The organism is Micromonospora sp. NPDC050397, from assembly GCF_044901685.1.
Classification (GTDB): Bacteria; Actinomycetota; Actinomycetes; order Mycobacteriales; family Micromonosporaceae; genus Micromonospora_G.
The window spans coordinates 493,490-510,524 of sequence record NZ_JBJDPS010000002.1; the positions used below are offsets into that span (position 1 = coordinate 493,490).

Sequence of the window (17,035 nt, forward strand, 5' to 3'; positions counted from 1 at the left end):
CCGTGTGCCGTACGTCCGACTCATGCTGGATCATGAGTCCTTGACCGATGGGCACCTCGCGACCTAGCCTCGCGTTACAGGTGAGACTGCCCGACCATCGCAGGCTAAACGCACAACATAGATCGCGTAACAGTACGGCATCACTTTGGCCAGTTCAGAGGCCAGATAGCCCGTTACCGGACAGGCCGGTTCGGTGACGGTGGCACACGGTTCCGGCCCTCGGCGGTGTATCCCAACACACCGTCGATGGCGCCTATCCTCGGCCAGCCGCCTCGGTCGGGCGTCTCGACAGCCGTAGGGCGCGTGACCAGGAGGGCGACCCTCCGGCGCCGGAACGGTGAGGGGAGGCGGCCATGACCGGGCGGCGCGGGGACATCGGGTTGAGTCGCTGTGGGGCGTCGGCATGAGCGCGCTCGAGTGGGGACTTCTCGTCGCGATCGCGGTGCTCGCCGCGCTGGTGCTCACCGGCCTGATCCTGGGCGCCCGGGCACTGCGCCGGCTCGGCGTGGGCAGCACCGGTCCGGCCGCCGACGATTCCGCGTTCGTGGCCGAGAAGGACCGTCAGGAGCAGTCGCTCGCGGCGCTCCGTTCGGCGGCCGACGAGGCGTACACGACGGTGGACGCGGCGAAGTCGGCCGCCGCCGCCGCACGGGCCGAGGCCGCCGCCGCCAAGGCCGAGGCGAGCGCGGCGAGGGCCGAGGCCCGACGCGTGCTGGACGCCGCCCGGGTCGAGGCGGACACCGTGCTGGACCGGGCGCACCGGCAGGCCGAGGCCGACGCCGAGCAGGCGCGGGCCGCGGCGCGGCGCAGCGGCGAACGGGAGATCGCCTCCCTCGCGGCCACCACCAAGGAACAGGCCGTCGAGGTGGAGCGGCGGGCCCAGCGGATGGACGAGCGGGAGCGGCTGCACAGCGAGGAGGTCGAGCGCCTCACCGAACGGGAGCGCAGGCTGACCGCCGCCGCCGCCGAGCTGACCACCCGGGAGGGCGCCCTCAACACCCGGGAAACAGCCTTGGCCGAGGCGGAGGAGCAGCGCCGCCGGGAGCTCGAACGGGTTGCCGGTCTGACCGCCGACGCGGCCCGGGGCGAGTTGGTCGAGGCGATCGAGGGACAGGCCAAGCGCGAGGCGGCGATCCTGATCCGGGACATCGAGGCGGACGCGCGCCAGACCGCCGACCAGAGGGCCCGGCACATCGTGGTGGACGCCATCCAGCGGGTCGCCAGCGAGCAGACCGCGGAGAGCGTGGTCAGCGTGCTGCACCTGCCGGGCGACGAGATGAAGGGGCGGATCATCGGCCGGGAGGGGCGCAACATCCGCGCCTTCGAATCCGTCACCGGGGTCAACCTGATCATCGACGACACCCCCGAGGCCGTACTGCTCTCCTGCTTCGACCCGGTACGCCGGGAGATCGGCCGGCTCACCCTGGAGAAGCTGGTGCTGGACGGCCGGATCCACCCGCACCGGATCGAGGAGGTCTTCGAGACAGCCCGGCACGAGGTAGAGCGGCTCTGTCAGCGGGCGGCCGAGGACGCGCTGGTCGAGGTCGGCATCACGGAGATCCACCCGGAGCTGGTCACCCTGCTCGGCCGGCTGCGCTACCGGACGTCGTACGGGCAGAACGTGCTCAAGCACCTGGTCGAGACCGCCCACATCGCCGGCATCATGGCGGCCGAGTTGCGGCTGGACGCGCAGACCATCAAACGGGGTGCCTTCCTGCACGACATCGGCAAGGCGCTCACCCACGAGGTGGAGGGAAGCCACGCGCTGATCGGTGCCGACCTGGCCCGCAAGTACGGCGAGTCCGAGGATGTCGTGCACGCCATCGAGGCGCACCACAACGAGGTGCAGCCGCAAACCATCGAGGCGGTGCTGACCCAGGCGTCGGACGCCTGTTCCGGCGGTCGCCCGGGGGCGCGGCGGGAGAGCCTGGAGGCGTACGTCAAGCGGCTCGAACGGATCGAGGAGATCGCGGGCGGCAAGACGGGCGTCGAGAAGGTCTTCGCGATGCAGGCTGGCCGGGAGATCCGGGTGATGGTGAAGCCGGACGACGTGGACGACATCGGCGCGGCGGTGCTGGCCCGGGACGTGGCCAAGCAGATCGAGGAGGAGCTGACCTACCCGGGTCAGATCCGGGTCACCGTGGTACGCGAGTCCCGGGTCACCGAGATCGCGCGCTGAGCGGGGCCGCTCCGGGCTGCCCGGCCCGGCCCGGCCCGGCCCGGCCCGGCCCTGGTCCGCCGGCCCCGGCCCCGGCCCCCCGGCCCCCCGGCCCCGCCGGGCCCGGGATCCGGGCCACCTCGACGTCCGTACGCGCGGCCCGGCCGGCGGGTGGGAGAGCCCCTGACATGCCGAAAGCCCGGGCCAGCCTGTTCGGCTGGACCCGGGCGACGGTCAGGCGGAGGGTTGGTGGTCAGGCCGCCGTGCCCGCGACGGCGGCCGGCGGGGCGACCTTGGCGGCACCGAGGCCACGGGTACGCCGGCCCCGCGCCATCCGCCGCTGGGTGTACTCGGCGACCTTGGAGAGCAGGTAGTTCACCAGGATGTAGATGGTGCCGACGACGGCGTAGACCTGGATCGGGTTCTCCAGGTTCTGGATGACAAAACTGCTGACCCGGAGCACCTCCTCGTAGCCGATGATGAAGCCGAGCGAGGTGTCCTTGAAGACCACGACGAGCTGGCTGATCAGGGCCGGGAGCATGATCCGGAACGCCTGCGGCAGCAGGATCATGCGGGTGGTCTGGAACGAGCTGAGGCCGACGGCCTGGGCGGCCTCGCGCTGCCCGCCGGGCAGCCCTTCCATGCCCGAGCGCAGGATCTCGCCGATCACCACACCGTTGTAGATGGTCAGGCCGATGACCAGGTACCAGAGCAGGTTACCGAGGTCCACGCCCAGCTCGGGCAGGGCGCTCGCCACGAAGAAGATGGTGATCACGACCGGGAGACCACGGAAGATCTCGACGAAGAACCGGCTGATCGTGTTGAGCAGCCAACTCAGTGCGCGCAGCACGACCGCCACCGGCGCGCTCAGCCCGACGAACCGCCGGTCCCGCAGCGCCTTGAGTTGGATCCGCAGGATGGCGAGCGCGGTGCCGAAGAGCAGCGCGGCGACGATCGCCAGCGCGGCGGCGATCAGGGTGGCGACGAAGCCCTCCCGGAGCCGGGCCCAGACCAGCGAGAACAGCTCGTTGCCCGGGTCGACCAGCGGTCCCCACTTCTCCATCGTGAACTGGCCCTTTTCGTCCAGGGGCAGATAGACGAGGAAGTAGACGAAGGCGGCGATGCCGACGACCGCGATCACGCTGCCGATCAGGGTCACCCTTCGAGCCCGGGGCCCCGGTGCGTCGTAGAGCACAGACTGCTGTTGATTCATGCCGCTTCCTCGCCGTGCGTCGCGTACCGCTGGATGTTTCGCTCGTTCATCGGGCGGCGACCGCCCGGCGTCGCTCGACCCGGTCCAGCAGGATGCCGAGCGGTACGGTCATGAGCAGGAAGCCGACGCTCACGCCGAAGAAGACCGGGATGATCGGCTCGCCGAGCGCGCTGGTGAGGTTCGTGCCGGAGTTGGAGAGGTCACCGGTCACGCCGAAGAAGCCGGCCAGCGCGGAGTTCTTGATCATCGCGATGATCACGCTGCCCAGCGGGACGATGGCGGACTTCCATGCCTGCGGTAGCACGACCAGACGCAGGTTCTGCGAGAAGGTCAGGCCGATCGCCCGTGCCGCCTCGGCCTGGCCGGTCGGCACCGCGTTGATGCCGCTGCGGATCGCCTCGCAGACGAAGGCCCCGGTGTAGAGGCTCAGCGCGATGATGGCGAACCGGAAGTACGGCAGGTCGATCCCGAGCCGGCTGAAGATCGAGCTGAGTCCGGGAATCCGCAGGAAGTCGGCGTTCGAGCCCAGCGCCGGCAGCGCGAACGCGGAGAAGAAGAGCACGATGGTCAGCGGACAGTTGCGGAATACCGTCACGTAGGCGGTGCCAATCCAGCGCAGCGGCGGCACCGGCGCGATCCGCATGACCGCCGCGACGGTGCCCAGCAGCAGGGCACCGATCGCGGAGAGCAGACAGAGCTGGAAGGTGACCCAGAGCCCTCCGGCGAAGACGTCGAAGTGGTCGACGAGCACACTCACGGGTACGCCTCTCTCATGGTCACCTTCCAGCTCCTAGCCCTTGGAACTCAGTACCGGTTGATGGCCGGGCCGGTCGGCACGGCCGAGTCGAACTTGCCCGCGGTGTCCTTCCAGGCGGTCGCGTAGCGGCCGTCGGTGTAGATCTTCTCGAGGGTGTCGTTGATGAAGTCGCGGAAGGCGGTGTCGCCCTTCTTCACCCCGATGCCGTACGGCTCCTCGGTGAACTTCTCACCGGCGAGCTTGTACTTGCCCTCGTTCTTGGCGATGAAGCCGGTGAGGATGACGTTGTCCGTGGTCACCGCGTCCACCTGCTTGCTGGCGAGCGCGTCGACGCACTTCTGGTAGACGTCGAAGACGACGAGCTGGGAGACCTTGTCGGCGAGGTACTTCTCGATGTTGGTGGCGGGGGTCGAGCCCTGCACCGAGCAGACCTTCTTGCCGCCGGCCTTGAACGAGTCCGGGCCGGTGATGCTCGAGTCGTCCGCGCGGACCATGATGTGCTGCCCGGCGACGTAGTACGGACCGGCGAAGTCGATCCGCTCCTTGCGCTTGTCGTTGATCGTGTACGTCGCCACCACGATGTCGGCCTTGCCCTGCTCCAGCACCTCTTCGCGGACGGCCGACGGCGTCTCGACGTACGAGACCCCGCTCTCGGGAATGCCGAGTTCCTCCGCGATGATCTTGGCGATCTCCACGTCGAAGCCGGCCGGCTTGTTGTCCAGGCCCTTCAGGCCGAAGCCCGGCTGGTCGAACTTGGTGCCGATGGTGATCTTGCCGGCCTTGTTCAGCTTCTCCATCGTGGTGCCGGCGGCGAAGCTCTTGCTCTCCGGCGCCGTGCCGGACCCGCCGTCGCTGTCGCCGCCACACGCGGCAACGCTGAGCGACAGCGCCGCGACCGCGGCCAGCGTGGCCACTCGCGAGATACGCATCTACATCTCCTTCTTCGACGAAGCGGTCGCCCCGACGGGGCGCTCCACACTGGACGCGCTAGTGCGTCAAGATCTTGGACAGGAAGTCCTTGGCCCGCTCGCTGCGCGGATTGGCGAAGAACTCCTCCGGCGGAGCGTCCTCGACGAGTTGGCCGTCGGCCATGAAGATGACCCGGTTCGCCGCGTGCCGGGCGAAGCCCATCTCGTGGGTCACCACGACCATGGTCATCCCGTCCCGGGCCAGCGACGTCATCACGTCCAGCACCTCGCCGACCATCTCGGGGTCCAGCGCGCTGGTCGGTTCGTCGAAGAGCATCGCCTTGGGCTGCATCGCCAGGGCGCGTGCGATCGCGACCCGCTGCTGCTGTCCACCGGAGAGCTGGGCCGGGTACTTGTCCGCCTGGTTGGCGATGCCCACCCGGTCCAACAGGGCCAGGGCGCGTTCCCGCGCGGCGGTCGGCTTTTCCTTACGCACCTTGAGTGGTCCGAGCGTGACGTTCTGCAGGATCGTCTTGTGCGCGAAGAGGTTGAACGACTGGAACACCATCCCGACCTCGCTCCGAAGCCGGGCCAGGGCCTTGCCCTCGGCTGGCAGCGGCTCCCCGTCGAAGACGATGGTGCCCGAGTTGATCGGCTCCAGTCGGTTGATCGCGCGACAGAGCGTCGACTTGCCGGAGCCCGACGGTCCGATCACGACGACCACCTCGCCGCGACTGACCGAGAGGTTCACGTCGTGCAGCACGTGGAGTGGGCCGAACCATTTGTTGACCCCGTCAAGCTTGATGAGCGGTTGGTCGGTCGACGCGGTCATGCCCCCACCTGTCTGGTCTGTGGCCCCACTGTGGGCCCCAGTCTGCTTTGGTTACGCAACTGTAGGGGACCTGACGTGCGGCGACGCAAACGATCTGGTCACGGGGCGGTAACGCGCAGGGTGTCGTTCGCGGACCCGTACGGCGCGAAAGGATCTTTGTTGGCGGCCTTGTCACCCATCCTGACCTGCGCGAACACCCGGCCCGATCGGTATCGGAGGCGATCGCGGGAGCGGGCGGGCCCCGGTGGCGGTCATCCCGCCGAGCGTGAGCTTTCCCTCGCTCAGCGCTGTCGGTGGACCGGCCCGGCGTACGGGAGGGATCGCACCCCGGGTGTGGCCCGGCTCGCCGCACCGGCTCCGGGGGGTCGAGGGGTGGCGAGTGTCGGCAAACCTACTGTCGTACCTGGAATACGCTAAGTGAGTGCGCGTGCACATCCGGAGCGGTAGAGTGTCACCACTCGATTACGGAAGGTAGTTGGTTAGGCGGATTTCGGCAGATATGGTCACAGACCGGTAACTTAGCCCCATGTGGCGTCGGCTGCCGGTCACCATCGTCAGTAGGGGCCGTTGCTGCGGCCATGGCTGCGCACAGCGAGGAGGCGGCGTGACCGAGCTGTGGAACTGGAAGATCGACGACCGCGTGACCACCGCGGAAGTCCGTACCGCCCTGGTCGACGTACTCGGCCTGGCGGTGGTGCCGATGGACCAGGCCGATCCGGCCCGGTTGCCGCTCGACGCGGTGGTGTGCGACGTCTGGCACCGGCCCGGCGACTTTCCCACCTCGCTGGACTGCTACGGCATCCCCGAGGGTCTGCCGGAGGCGACGGTGATCGCGGCGTTCGCGCGGCGGCTCGGCCGGCAGTGCCTCTTCGTGGACGACACCCTCGATCCCGGACGACATCTGCTTGTCGGCTCGGACGGCACCATCCGTCCGGTGCACCTGGACGTGCGCGAGGAGGACGAGGGGGAGGTCCTCAGCGGCCTCCGCCTGTGCAGCACGCACAGTCCCCGGTGCCGCGCCTGGTCCCAGTGCCAGCAGTCGCAGTGGGCGCCGGACTCCGTCGTCCCGGCCCTCGCCGCCGCCTGACCCACCCGGCCCCGGCGAGCCGGGGAGGACCTGACCCACCCGGCCCCGGCGAGCCGGGGAGGACCTGACCCACCCGGGCCCCGGCGAGCCGAAGAGGGTCAGCCGGGGGTCGGGGTGGTGCGGGCGGCGGAGGGGCTCGCGGTGGCGGTGGACTCCCGAGCGGGGCCGGCGCCGCGCACCACCAACTGGTCCAGTAGGACCCTGGTCGCCTCCGTCACGGCGGCAACCGCCGCCTGGAACGCCTCGGCGTTGTGGGCGGCGGGGGTACGGAAGCCGGAGATCTTGCGTACGTACTGCAGGGCGGCGGCCTCGATGTCGGCCGGCGTCACCTCTTCGGCGTACGGCTCACGCAGGGTCTTGATGCTCCGGCACATGTTTCCTCCCAATCCCGGCCGGTCCGGCTCGGCGATCCCCGGCCGGTCCGGCTCCCCAATTCCGGCTCGGTCCGGCTCCGCCGATCCTGGCTCGGTCCGGCTCGGCTACCGAGCGGCCTGCGGGCGGGCGCCGCGCGGGGACCTTCGCTGACGTGCCTACTCTGCCACCGACGCCGGCCGGGCGCCGCCCCCCGCGCCCGGCCCAACTACCGTACGACCCGACGGGACGGTCTCCGGGGCGGCGACGTACGGGGCGGCCCACACCCGGCCCGGGTAGGGCGAAGCAGACGGCTACGCTTGGTGGCCGTGGGAGAGGGGCGCACGACGGTGTCGAAGAGCTACAAGGTCGTGACGTACGGCTGCCAGATGAACGTGCACGACTCGGAGCGGATCTCCGGACTGCTGGAGCAGGCGGGTTACGTACGCGCCGCCGAGGTGGACGATCCGGACGTCATGGTCTTCAACACCTGTGCCGTACGCGAGAACGCCGACAACCGGCTCTACGGCAACCTCGGTCATCTCCGCCCGGTCAAGGACAAGCACCCGGGCATGCAGATCGCGGTCGGCGGCTGCCTGGCGCAGAAGGACCGGGGCGAGATCGTCCGCAAGGCGCCCTGGGTCGACGTCGTCTTCGGCACCCACAACATCGGCTCGCTGCCGGTGTTGCTGGAACGGGCCCGGCACAACTCCAGCGCCGAGGTGGAGATCCTCGAATCCCTCGACGTCTTCCCGTCGACCCTGCCGACCCGACGTGAGTCGACCTACGCCGGCTGGGTGTCGATCTCGGTCGGCTGCAACAACACCTGCACCTTCTGCATCGTGCCCTCACTGCGCGGCAAGGAGAAGGACCGCCGCCCCGGCGACGTGCTGGCCGAGGTGCGCGCCCTGGTCGCCGAGGGGGTGCTCGAGGTGACCCTGCTCGGCCAGAACGTGAACTCGTACGGTGTCGAGTTCGGCGACCGGCTCGCCTTCGGCAAGCTGCTGCGCGCCACCGGCGAGATCGAGGGGCTGGAGCGGGTCCGGTTCACCAGCCCGCACCCGAAGGACTTCACCGACGACGTGATCGCGGCGATGGCCGAGACGCCGAACGTCTGCCACTCGCTGCACATGCCGTTGCAGTCGGGCTCGGACGACGTACTCCGGGCGATGCGCCGGTCGTACCGGTCCGACCGCTACCTCGGCATCATCGAGAAGGTACGGGCGGCGATGCCGGACGCGGCGATCACCACCGACATCATCGTGGGCTTTCCCGGTGAGACCGACGCCGACTTCGAGCGCACCCTGGACGTGGTCCGTGAGGCACGGTTCTCGTCGGCCTTCACCTTCCAGTACTCCAAGCGTCCGGGCACCCCGGCCGCGACCATGGACGGCCAGCTACCGAAGCAGGTCGTGCAGGAGCGGTACGAGCGGCTGATCGCGGCGGTCGAGGAAGGCACCTGGTCGGAGAACAAGAAGCTGGTCGGTGAGCAGGTCGAGGTGCTGGTGGCGGTCGGTGAGGGCCGTAAGGACGAGCGCACCGGACGGATGTCCGGTCGGGCCCGGGACGGTCGGCTGGTGCACTTCGACGCCGGCCCCGACGCCGCCTCGATCCGGCCCGGCGACATCGTGCACACCGTGATCACGTACGCCGCGCCGCACCACCTGAACGCGGACGGGGCGCCGCTGGGCCACCGGAGGACCAGGGCCGGCGACGCGTACGAGGCGGGACGTGTCCCGCGTACCTCGGCCGTCACCCTCGGCCTGCCCACCGTCGGCGTACCACCGCTGGCCCCCGCCGCCGCCACCGCCTGCGACCGCTGAAAGGAAGGGCCCCTTCTTATCGTTTTCGGTATAGGAAGGGGCCCTTCCTAACGGGTTAGAGGCCGATTCGGCCGGTGCCGGCGCCGGCGGTCACGATGGATTTGACGTTGCTGGCGGTGTCGAGTTGGTAGTTGTAGGGGATGCTGGCGACGCTGCCGCCGGTTTGTCCGGTGCCGGAGTTGACGAAGTGGTTGTTGCGGGCGACGAGGGTTCCGGGTCCTGAGTCGCCTTCGCCGAGGTGGTAGGGGTCGTCGGTGTTTTCGAAGTAGTTGCCTTCGACGAGGACTCCGGCGCCTTCGGTGGAGGCGACGCCGTAGCCGCTGATGTTGTTGTAGTAGTTGTTGTAGACGTGGACGGGGTTGCCGAAGCGGACGCGGGGGTGGCGTTGGCCGGAGCCGTCGAACCAGTTGTGGTGGTAGCTGACGCGTAGGTGGCCGGTGTCTTGGCTGGCGTTGTCGTCGCTGTGGCCGAGGAGCATGGATTTGTCGTGGCCGTAGACGCGGTTCCAGGAGATGGTGACGAAGTCGGAGCCGCGTTTGACGTCGACGGCGCCGTCGTAGCCGTCGGTGAAGCTGTTGTGGTCGATCCAGATGTTGGTGGCTGATTCTTGGACGTTGATGGCGTCGTCGTCCCAGCCGCGGAAGTTGAGGTTGCGGATGATGACGTTGCGGTCGCCGTTGATGTTGAATCCGCAGCCGTTGATGGTGGCGTTGGAGCCGGTGCCGAGGATGGTCTTGTTGGACCGGACCCGGAGCATGCCGGAGCAGGAGATGGTGCCGGAGACCCGGATGACGGCCGCGCTGGTGGAGCCGAGGGCGCTGGTCAGGGCGCCGGAGTCGGTGACGGTGACCGGTGAGGCGTTGCCGCCGCCGGAGGTGCCACCGTTCTGGGTCGCCCAGCCGACCAACCCGGTCTGCGGCGGCAACGTCGGCCCGGTGGTCGGCGGGCGGGTGGTCGGTGGCGTGGTCGGTGGCCGGGTGGTCGGATTGCCGCCCGGGGTGGTTGGCGCGACACTGCCGGTGCAGGCGACGTTGTTCAGGCTGAAGCTGGTCGGCGCCGGGTTGCTGGAGTTGTTCCAGGTGCCGTTGAAGCCGATCGAGACGGTGGCGTTGGTGGCCAGGTTGGCGTTGTAGCCGACGTTGGCCGCGCTGACCTGGGCGCCGCTCTGGGTCACGGTCGCGTTCCACGCCTGGGTGACCTGCTGCCCGGCCGAGTACGACCAGCGCAGGGTCCAACCGGAGATCGGGTCGCCGAGGTTGGTGACGTTGACGTTGCCGCTGAAGCCGCCGGGCCACTGGCTGCCGACCGAGTAGCTGACCTGGCAGCCGGCGGCGGCGTGGGCGTTGACGGCGGTGACGATTCCGGTCGCGGCGAGGGTGAGGGTGGCTACGGCGGTGGTGCTGAACAGCGCCATCCGGCGCCGTCGTGCGAGCATGGTCGCTCTCCTTTTTCCACCAGCAGGCGAGCGGCGTCGTACGGCGGATCACCTCCGTGGCCGTGCCCAAGCGGCCCGGTGGTCCGCCGGATCGACATCGTGCGGCTCGCTGCCGTACGGATCGAACCGGGGTGGTCGAAGACTGTGGCTCCCGCGCTCGTTTGCCCGAGGCAAGCGCTTTCCTGATGCAACCATGGATTTGAATCGATGTAAAGGTCCCGCCTACCCGGTAGCCGGAAGGGCTCACTCACCCCCCGCACGTCGAAGGGGCTCCTCCGGTCGTCGCAACCGGAGGAGCCCCTTCCCAGCCTTGGCGCCGAACTGCCCGCTCGGCTCTCACCACCGTGCCGAACTGCCCGCTCGGCCGTGATCCTTGCGTGGAACGGTCAGCTCGCCTGCTCCGCGAGCTGAAGGAACTGCCGCTTGGCGGCGAGTGCGGACTCGGCCTCGCGGATCCGCTTCGCGTCACCGGACGCCTGTGCCCGGGCCAGCCGCTGCTCCGCCTCGGCCACCTGGTCGCGCATCTGGACCAGCAACGGGTTCGCCGACGGCTCGGTACGCCGCCAGGCCGAGTCCATCGCCTGACGTACCTTGTCGTCCACCACCCGCATCCGACGGTCCAGACCGGCGGCCGCCTCACGGGGCACCCGACCGGCGTCGTGCCACTGGCCCTGGATCTCACGCAGCTTGGCCTGCGCGGCCCGGGGGTCGGCATCCACGTCGATCGCCTCGGCCTCGGCCAACAGCGCCTGCTTGCGGTCGAGGTTGCCGCGCTGCTCGTTGTCCCGGGCGGAGAAGACCTCGCTGCGACGCGAGAAGAAGGCATCCTGCGCGGCCCGGAACCGGTCCCACAGCTTCTGCTCGGCCTCCTTCGAGGCACGAGGCGCGGCCTTCCACTGCGTCATCAGGTCCTTGAGCCGGTTGGCCGTCGCCGCCCAGTCGGTCGACTCGGCCAACGACTCGGCCTCCGCCACCAGCTCCTCCTTCGCCCCCTGCGCCTGCTTGCGCTGGGCGTCCAGAGTGGCGAAGTGGGCGCCCCGGCGGCGGGTGAAGCCGTCCCGCGCGGCGGCGAACCGCTTCCACAGTTCACCGTCGGTCTTCTTGTCGACCCCGCGAATGGTCTTCCACTCGTCGAGGATCTCCTTGAGTCGGTCACCGGCGGTCTTCCAGCCGGTCGACTCGGCGGCCAGCTTCTCCGCCTCCTCCACCAGGGCGGTCTTGCGGGCCAACGCCTCCGTCCGGGCCGTCTCGCGGGCCGCCCTCGCCTCGCCGGCCTTCTCGTCCGCCACTCCGGCCAGCTTCTCCAGCCGGGCGGCGAGCGCGTCGATGTCGCCGACGACGTGCGCCTCCGCCAGCGTGCCGCGTAGTCGCCGTACGCTCGCCAGCGAGTGTGCCGCGTCAGCGGCGCCGGAGTTGAGCCGCGCCTCGATCAGGTCCACCTCCGTGACCAGGTCGGCGAAGCGGCGGGCAAAGTGCGCCAACCCCTCCTCCGGCGCCCCGGCCTGCCAGGAACCGACCACCCGCTCGCCCTCGGCCGTCTTGACGTAGACCGTGCCGTCCGCGTCCACCCGTCCGAAGGCCGTCCAGTCGCTCATGTGCCCATCCTCGTTCTCCCGGCGCCGCCGAAGAGAAAGGTCCCCCGGGGTCGCCGCCACGGCGCAGTCATATATTGCAGCGAAGTTTCTCCCGGCATTGTCACAGGTCCAACCCGGTCCGCGTCGAGCGCCTGTGGTCGACCGTGACCATACGGTGTCCTTGACCATGGCCGATCGGTGTGCAAGCGGGTGTAAGGTCCGAACCCGGCTACGGTGGTGGCGTGTCTCTGGTTGCCGCCGCCGTCTGTCCGCACCCGCCGATGATCGTGCCCGAGATCGCCGGTTCGGCCGCCGCCGAACTGGACGAACTGCGGGACGCGGCGGATTCCGCGATAGCCAGGCTACTCTCCGTGCCGTCGGACGCGGTGCTGGTGGTCGGGGGCGCGACGCGTACCGAACAACTCTCCCCACCGTACGTCGGCGGTTTCGCGCCGTGGGGAGTGGCGGCCGAGTTCGCGCTCCCGTCGAGCCAGAGCCCGGACCAGAGCCCGAAGCCGAAGCAGGGGCCGAAGCAGGGGCCGACGCAGGAGCAGGGGCCGAAGCAGGAGGCGAACCCGGACTCGGGCGCTGGTCGCCGGGCGGGAAGCCGGATCACCCCACTTAGCCTGCTGGTCGGCGGGTGGTTGCTCAGCCGGCACGACCTCGGCGGCCGGACCGTGTTGCTGGACGCCGTGTCCGCCGACAACGACGCGGCCGAGTGTGCCGAGTACGGGGCGCGGCGATCCGAGCACCGGCCCAGGATCGCGCTGCTGGTACTCGGTGACGGGTCGGCCCGCCGGGGTGAGAAGGCGCCGGGCTACCACGACCCGCGCGCGGCCACGTACGACAAAAGGGTGGCCTCGGCGCTGGCCGGTGCGGACGTCGACGCCCTGCTCGGCCTGGACCCCTCGGTCTCGGCGCGGCTCTGGGTGGCCGGCCGGGCGGCCTGGCAGGTGCTGGCCGGCGCGGCCCAGGCGACCGGGACGGCCTGGACCGCCGATCTGTCCTATTCTGCGGCACCGTACGGTGTCGGCTACTTCGTCGCCAACTGGGAGCGGGAGGAGGGCGAATGAGCCTCGTGGTCGCCGTCGTCGGGCCCACCGCCGCCGGAAAGTCGGACCTGAGCATCGGTCTGGCCGAGGCGCTCGGCGGCGAGGTGGTCAACGCCGACTCCATGCAGCTCTACCGGGGGATGGACATCGGCACCGCCAAGCTGACCGTGGCCGAGCGGGCCGGGGTGCCGCACCACCTGCTGGACATCTGGGCCGTCACCGAGCCGGCGAGCGTGGCCGAGTACCAGCGGCTGGCCCGGCGGGCGGTCGACGACATCCTGGCCCGGGGCCGGGTGCCGCTGCTGGTCGGCGGCTCGGGGCTCTATGTCCGGGCGGTGCTGGAGGAGTTCGAGTTCCCCGGGACCGACCCGGCCCTGCGGGCCAGGCTGGAGGCCGAGCTGGCCGAGGTCGGCCCGGCGCCGCTCTACCAGCGGTTGCTTGCGGTCGACCCGACGGCCGCCGCCGGCATCCTGCCCGGCAACGGTCGGCGCATCGTACGCGCGCTGGAGGTGATCGAGCTCACCGGCGGGCCGTTCACCGCCGCCCTGCCGGACCCGAAGCCCTGGTACGAATCCGTGCAGCTCGGGGTCGACCGGGACACCGCCAGCCTGGACGAGCGGGTCGCCGCCCGGGTCGACCGGATGTGGGCGGACGGGTTGGTCGACGAGGTCCGCGCGCTGGAGGCGCGGGGCCTGCGGGACGGCCGTACGGCGGGCCGGGCCCTCGGTTACCAGCAGGTGCTGCGCCTGCTCGACGGCGAGCTGACGGACGCGGACGCGCGTGCCGAAACGGTACGCAAGACTCGCCGCTTCGTCCGGCGCCAGCGGACCTGGTTCCACCGGGACCCCCGCATCGAGTGGCTGGACGCGCAGCGCCCGGACCTGCTGGAGGCCGGACTCTCGGCCGTCCGGGCCGCTGAACGTGCCGCCGAACGCGCCGCCGAACGCGCCGCCGAATGCGCCGCTGAACGTGCCGCCGAACGCGCCGCCGAATCCGCCGCTGAACGTGCCGCCGAACGCGCCGCCGAATCCGCCGCTGAACGTGCCGCCGGATCGCGCGCAGCGGCGGAGCCCCCCGGGACCCGTTCGGCCGGATGACCCGGAGGATGATTCCGCGACGGATCGGGAATGATGGGTTGGTGCAGTTCACCAAGGGTCATGGCACCGGCAACGACTTTGTCATCCTTCCCGATCCGGACGGCGAGCTTCCGCTCACCCCGGCCACCGTCGCGGCGCTCTGTGACCGGCGGCGCGGGGTCGGCGCGGACGGCGTACTCCGGGTGATCCGGGCCGCGAAACACCCGGAGGGCGCCGCGTACGCCGCCGAGGCCGAGTGGTTCATGGACTACTGGAACGCCGACGGTTCGCTGGCCGAGATGTGCGGCAACGGGGTGCGGGTCTTCACCCGTTACCTGCTCAGTGCCGGTCTGGCCGAGCCGGAGGAGGCCGGGCTGCCGATCGCCACCCGGTCCGGGGTGGTCCGGGCCGTGGTCGGTCCGGCCGCCGTCGGGCGCCTGGTGGTCGCGGACGGGGAGATCGCCGCAGACCTCGGCGCACCCCGGCTGTACGGCGACAGCACCGCCGTGTTGCCCGGGCTGACCCTGAACGGAAGCGTGGTGGACTGCGGCAACCCGCACCTGGTCTGCTCACTGCCGACCGGTGTCGAGCTCTCCGCGCTCGACCTGACCCGGGCCCCCGGATCCGATCCGGCGGTCTTCCCGGCCGGGGTCAACGTCGAGTTTGTCACGCCCGGTGAGCCAGTCGCTGGCGCCGACCTGCACATGCTCATGCGCGTCTACGAGCGGGGTTCGGCGGAGACCCTGTCGTGCGGTTCGGGAGCCGTGGCGGTGGCAGCGGCGGCGCTCCGTGACGCGAACCTGACCGAGGGCGTGGTCGCGGTGGACGTACCCGGTGGTCGGCTCACCATCACCCTGGACGGCGACAGCGCCTGGCTGGCCGGCCCCGCCCTCCTGGTGGCCCAGGGCACCACCCTGCCCTGACCGGCACACCTCACTCCAACCCCCAACCCCAACCCCACCCCGTTGATCATGAAATTGCTGCGGATTCCGAGCCCGGGAGCTGCGACAACCTCATGATCAACGGCGCTCGGCGAGCGGGCGGGGTGGTCGGGGTGGGGTGGGGGAGGGGGTCAGTTGGTGGTGGCGGGTGGGGCGGTGGGGGCGGCGGCGCTGGCGGCGATCTCGGGGAGATCCGCCGGGCCGGGGTCGGCGGCCGGGGCCGGTGACGGGTGCTGGGCGGCGGCGCGTACGGCCGCGGCGACCGCGGTGGCCACCCGGGCGTCGAAGACGCTGGGCACGATCACCGTCGGGTTGATCTTGTCCTCGCCGACCACGTCCGCGATGGCCTGGGCCGCCGCGATGGCCATCTCCTCGGTGAACTCCTCGGCGTGCGCGTCGAGCATGCCTCGGAACACGCCGGGGAAGGCCAGCACGTTGTTGATCTGGTTCGGCTGGTCGGACCGGCCGGTGGCGACCACGGCCGCGTGCTTGCGCGCCTCCCGGGGGTCGACCTCCGGGTCCGGGTTGGCCAGCGCGAAGACGATCGAGTCCTTCGCCATGCCGGCGATGTCGTCGCCGGTGAGCAGGTTCGGCGCGCTCACCCCGATGAAGACGTCGGCGCCCCGGATCGCCCCGGGCAGGTCACCGCTGTAGTTCTCCTTGTTGGTGTTCTCGGCCAGCCACTTCCAGGCCGGGTTGGTGTCGGCCAGCCCACGGTGCAGGGCGCCCGCCCGGTCGTACGCGATGATGTCGCCGACGCCCTGACGCAGCAGCAGCTTCATGATCGCCGTACCGGCGGCCCCGGCCCCGGAGACGACCACCTTGACGTCGGCGAGCCGCTTGCCCACGACGCGCAGGGCGTTGGTGAGCGCGGCCAGGACGACGATCGCGGTCCCGTGCTGGTCGTCGTGGAAGACCGGGATGTCGAGCAGGTCCCGCAGCTTCGCCTCGACCTCGAAGCAGCGCGGGGCGGCGATGTCCTCCAGGTTGATCCCGCCGTACGCCGGGGCGATGGCCCGCACGATCGAGACGATCTCGTCCACGTCCTGGGTGTCGAGCACGACCGGCCAGGCGTCCACCCCGCCGAAGCGCTTGAACAGTGCCGCCTTGCCCTCCATCACCGGCAGCGACGCGGCCGGCCCGAGGTTGCCCAGGCCGAGTACGGCCGACCCGTCGGTGACCACGGCGACGGTGTTGCGCTTGATGGTGAGCCGACGGGCGTCGGCCGGGTTCTCCGCGATGGCGAGGCAGACCCGGGCCACGCCCGGGGTGTACGCGCGCGACAGTTCGTCCCGGTTGCGCAGGGCAACCTTCGGGCTGACCTCGATCTTCCCGCCGAGGTGCAGCAGGAACGTACGGTCCGAGACCTTGCGGACGTCCACCCCCTCCAGCGCGGTCAGTGACTTGACCACCTGGTCGGCGTGGTTGGCGTCGGCGGTGTCGCAGGTGAGGTCCACGATCACCGTGGTCGGGTCGGAGTCGACCACGTCCAGGGCGGTGACGATGGCGCCGGCTTCGCCGACGCAGGTGGTGAGCCGGCCGATGGCCGAGGCGTCAGCGGTGACGCCGATCCGGATCGTTATCGAGAATCCGGCGCTCGGCAGGCGGGTGGTGGTCACGGGATCCCTCCGTCGTTGGTGGGCACGGCCGGTCGGCCGCCGCAACGCATTCTTACCCGCTGCGCGCGACGCGCTCGCGGCGCATCCCCCACTGGTGGGCTGTACGACCCTCGTCGGTGCCGGACGCGGCGATTGGGCGGGGTGCCGGATTATGGCGGTGCGATCGGCGGCGCAGCGTGTCACGATTGAGGTCCAGGGATCAATACGGA

13 protein-coding genes and 1 pseudogene are annotated in these 17,035 nt (G+C 70.4%); 6 read left to right on the forward strand and 8 right to left on the reverse strand.

The window, feature by feature from the left end; all coding sequences use genetic code 11:
- Nucleotides 1-403: 403 nt before the first annotated feature.
- Complete coding sequence (rny, locus tag ACI2K4_RS08335; protein ID WP_404509726.1) at nt 404-2,179, forward strand: ribonuclease Y; 1,776 nt, start codon at nt 404-406, stop codon at nt 2,177-2,179.
- A gap of 232 nt (nt 2,180-2,411) precedes the next feature.
- Here the strand turns inward: rny and ACI2K4_RS08340 are convergent, their stop codons facing one another.
- The 4 genes from ACI2K4_RS08340 to ACI2K4_RS08355 are packed head-to-tail and all read right to left on the reverse strand — an operon-like array spanning nt 2,412 to nt 5,868.
- Nucleotides 2,412-3,371: an amino acid ABC transporter permease gene (locus ACI2K4_RS08340; protein WP_404509727.1), complete on the reverse strand. Its 960-nt coding sequence runs from the start codon at nt 3,369-3,371 to the stop codon at nt 2,412-2,414.
- Nucleotides 3,372-3,417: 46 nt separating this feature from the next.
- A complete protein-coding gene (locus tag ACI2K4_RS08345) occupies nt 3,418-4,128 on the reverse strand; it encodes an amino acid ABC transporter permease (RefSeq protein ID WP_404509728.1) in 711 nt (236 codons plus the stop codon).
- Nucleotides 4,129-4,175: 47 nt separating this feature from the next.
- The gene (locus ACI2K4_RS08350) at nt 4,176-5,057 is read right to left on the reverse strand and encodes a glutamate ABC transporter substrate-binding protein (RefSeq protein ID WP_404509729.1); all 882 of its coding nucleotides are present in this window, start codon (nt 5,055-5,057) and stop codon (nt 4,176-4,178) included.
- 58 nt (nt 5,058-5,115) lie between these two features.
- A complete protein-coding gene (locus tag ACI2K4_RS08355; protein ID WP_404509730.1) occupies nt 5,116-5,868 on the reverse strand; it encodes an amino acid ABC transporter ATP-binding protein in 753 nt (250 codons plus the stop codon).
- Between the two features lie 604 nt (nt 5,869-6,472).
- Here ACI2K4_RS08355 and ACI2K4_RS08360 point away from each other — a divergent pair.
- Nucleotides 6,473-6,955: a hypothetical protein gene (locus ACI2K4_RS08360; RefSeq protein ID WP_404509731.1), complete on the forward strand. Its 483-nt coding sequence runs from the start codon at nt 6,473-6,475 to the stop codon at nt 6,953-6,955.
- A gap of 98 nt (nt 6,956-7,053) precedes the next feature.
- On the opposite strand, the gene ACI2K4_RS08365 is transcribed toward ACI2K4_RS08360, so the two are convergent.
- Nucleotides 7,054-7,329 (reverse strand): DUF2277 family protein, encoded by a 276-nt coding sequence (locus ACI2K4_RS08365; RefSeq protein WP_404509732.1) that lies wholly within the window; start codon nt 7,327-7,329, stop codon nt 7,054-7,056.
- A gap of 306 nt (nt 7,330-7,635) precedes the next feature.
- On the opposite strand from ACI2K4_RS08365, the gene miaB reads away from it, so the two are divergent.
- On the forward strand, nt 7,636-9,129 hold the full coding sequence (gene miaB, locus ACI2K4_RS08370; protein ID WP_404509733.1) for a tRNA (N6-isopentenyl adenosine(37)-C2)-methylthiotransferase MiaB: 1,494 nt from the start codon (nt 7,636-7,638) through the stop codon (nt 9,127-9,129).
- A 55-nt stretch (nt 9,130-9,184) separates the two neighbouring features.
- Here the strand turns inward: miaB and ACI2K4_RS08375 are convergent, their stop codons facing one another.
- Nucleotides 9,185-10,564, reverse strand: coding sequence for a cellulose binding domain-containing protein (locus ACI2K4_RS08375; protein WP_404509735.1), 1,380 nt, complete (start codon nt 10,562-10,564; stop codon nt 9,185-9,187).
- A 386-nt stretch (nt 10,565-10,950) separates the two neighbouring features.
- The gene (locus ACI2K4_RS08380; protein ID WP_404509737.1) at nt 10,951-12,159 is read right to left on the reverse strand and encodes a DUF349 domain-containing protein; all 1,209 of its coding nucleotides are present in this window, start codon (nt 12,157-12,159) and stop codon (nt 10,951-10,953) included.
- Nucleotides 12,160-12,380: 221 nt separating this feature from the next.
- Between ACI2K4_RS08380 and ACI2K4_RS08385 the strand changes: the two genes are divergently transcribed.
- The 3 genes and pseudogenes from ACI2K4_RS08385 to dapF all read left to right on the forward strand — a co-directional run bounded on the left by ACI2K4_RS08385 (nt 12,381) and on the right by dapF (nt 15,189).
- A complete protein-coding gene (locus tag ACI2K4_RS08385) occupies nt 12,381-13,211 on the forward strand; it encodes a class III extradiol dioxygenase subunit B-like domain-containing protein (RefSeq protein WP_404509739.1) in 831 nt (276 codons plus the stop codon).
- A pseudogene (miaA, locus tag ACI2K4_RS08390) lies at nt 13,208-14,113 on the forward strand (tRNA (adenosine(37)-N6)-dimethylallyltransferase MiaA); the annotation flags it as partial. The gene ACI2K4_RS08385 and the pseudogene miaA, both read left to right, overlap by 4 nt.
- Nucleotides 14,114-14,328: 215 nt before the next feature.
- Entirely contained in the window at nt 14,329-15,189 is an 861-nt protein-coding gene (dapF, locus tag ACI2K4_RS08395) for a diaminopimelate epimerase (RefSeq protein ID WP_404509740.1), read from the forward strand.
- Nucleotides 15,190-15,338: 149 nt separating this feature from the next.
- Here the strand turns inward: dapF and ACI2K4_RS08400 are convergent, their stop codons facing one another.
- Entirely contained in the window at nt 15,339-16,826 is a 1,488-nt protein-coding gene (locus ACI2K4_RS08400; RefSeq protein ID WP_404509741.1) for an NAD-dependent malic enzyme, read from the reverse strand.
- Between the last annotated feature and the right edge of the window lie 209 nt (nt 16,827-17,035).

What these genes read in the sequence shown, in the direction of transcription:
- rny (WP_404509726.1), top strand. Translation starts at nt 404, where the DNA reads ATGAGCGCGCTCGAGTGGGGACTTCTCGTCGCGATCGCGGTGCTCGCC.
- ACI2K4_RS08340 (WP_404509727.1), bottom strand. Translation starts at nt 3,371, where the DNA reads ATGAATCAACAGCAGTCTGTGCTCTACGACGCACCGGGGCCCCGGGCT.
- ACI2K4_RS08350 (WP_404509729.1), bottom strand. Translation starts at nt 5,057, where the DNA reads ATGCGTATCTCGCGAGTGGCCACGCTGGCCGCGGTCGCGGCGCTGTCG.
- ACI2K4_RS08355 (WP_404509730.1), bottom strand. Translation starts at nt 5,868, where the DNA reads ATGACCGCGTCGACCGACCAACCGCTCATCAAGCTTGACGGGGTCAAC.
- ACI2K4_RS08365 (WP_404509732.1), bottom strand. Translation starts at nt 7,329, where the DNA reads ATGTGCCGGAGCATCAAGACCCTGCGTGAGCCGTACGCCGAAGAGGTG.
- ACI2K4_RS08375 (WP_404509735.1), bottom strand. Translation starts at nt 10,564, where the DNA reads ATGCTCGCACGACGGCGCCGGATGGCGCTGTTCAGCACCACCGCCGTA.
- ACI2K4_RS08380 (WP_404509737.1), bottom strand. Translation starts at nt 12,159, where the DNA reads ATGAGCGACTGGACGGCCTTCGGACGGGTGGACGCGGACGGCACGGTC.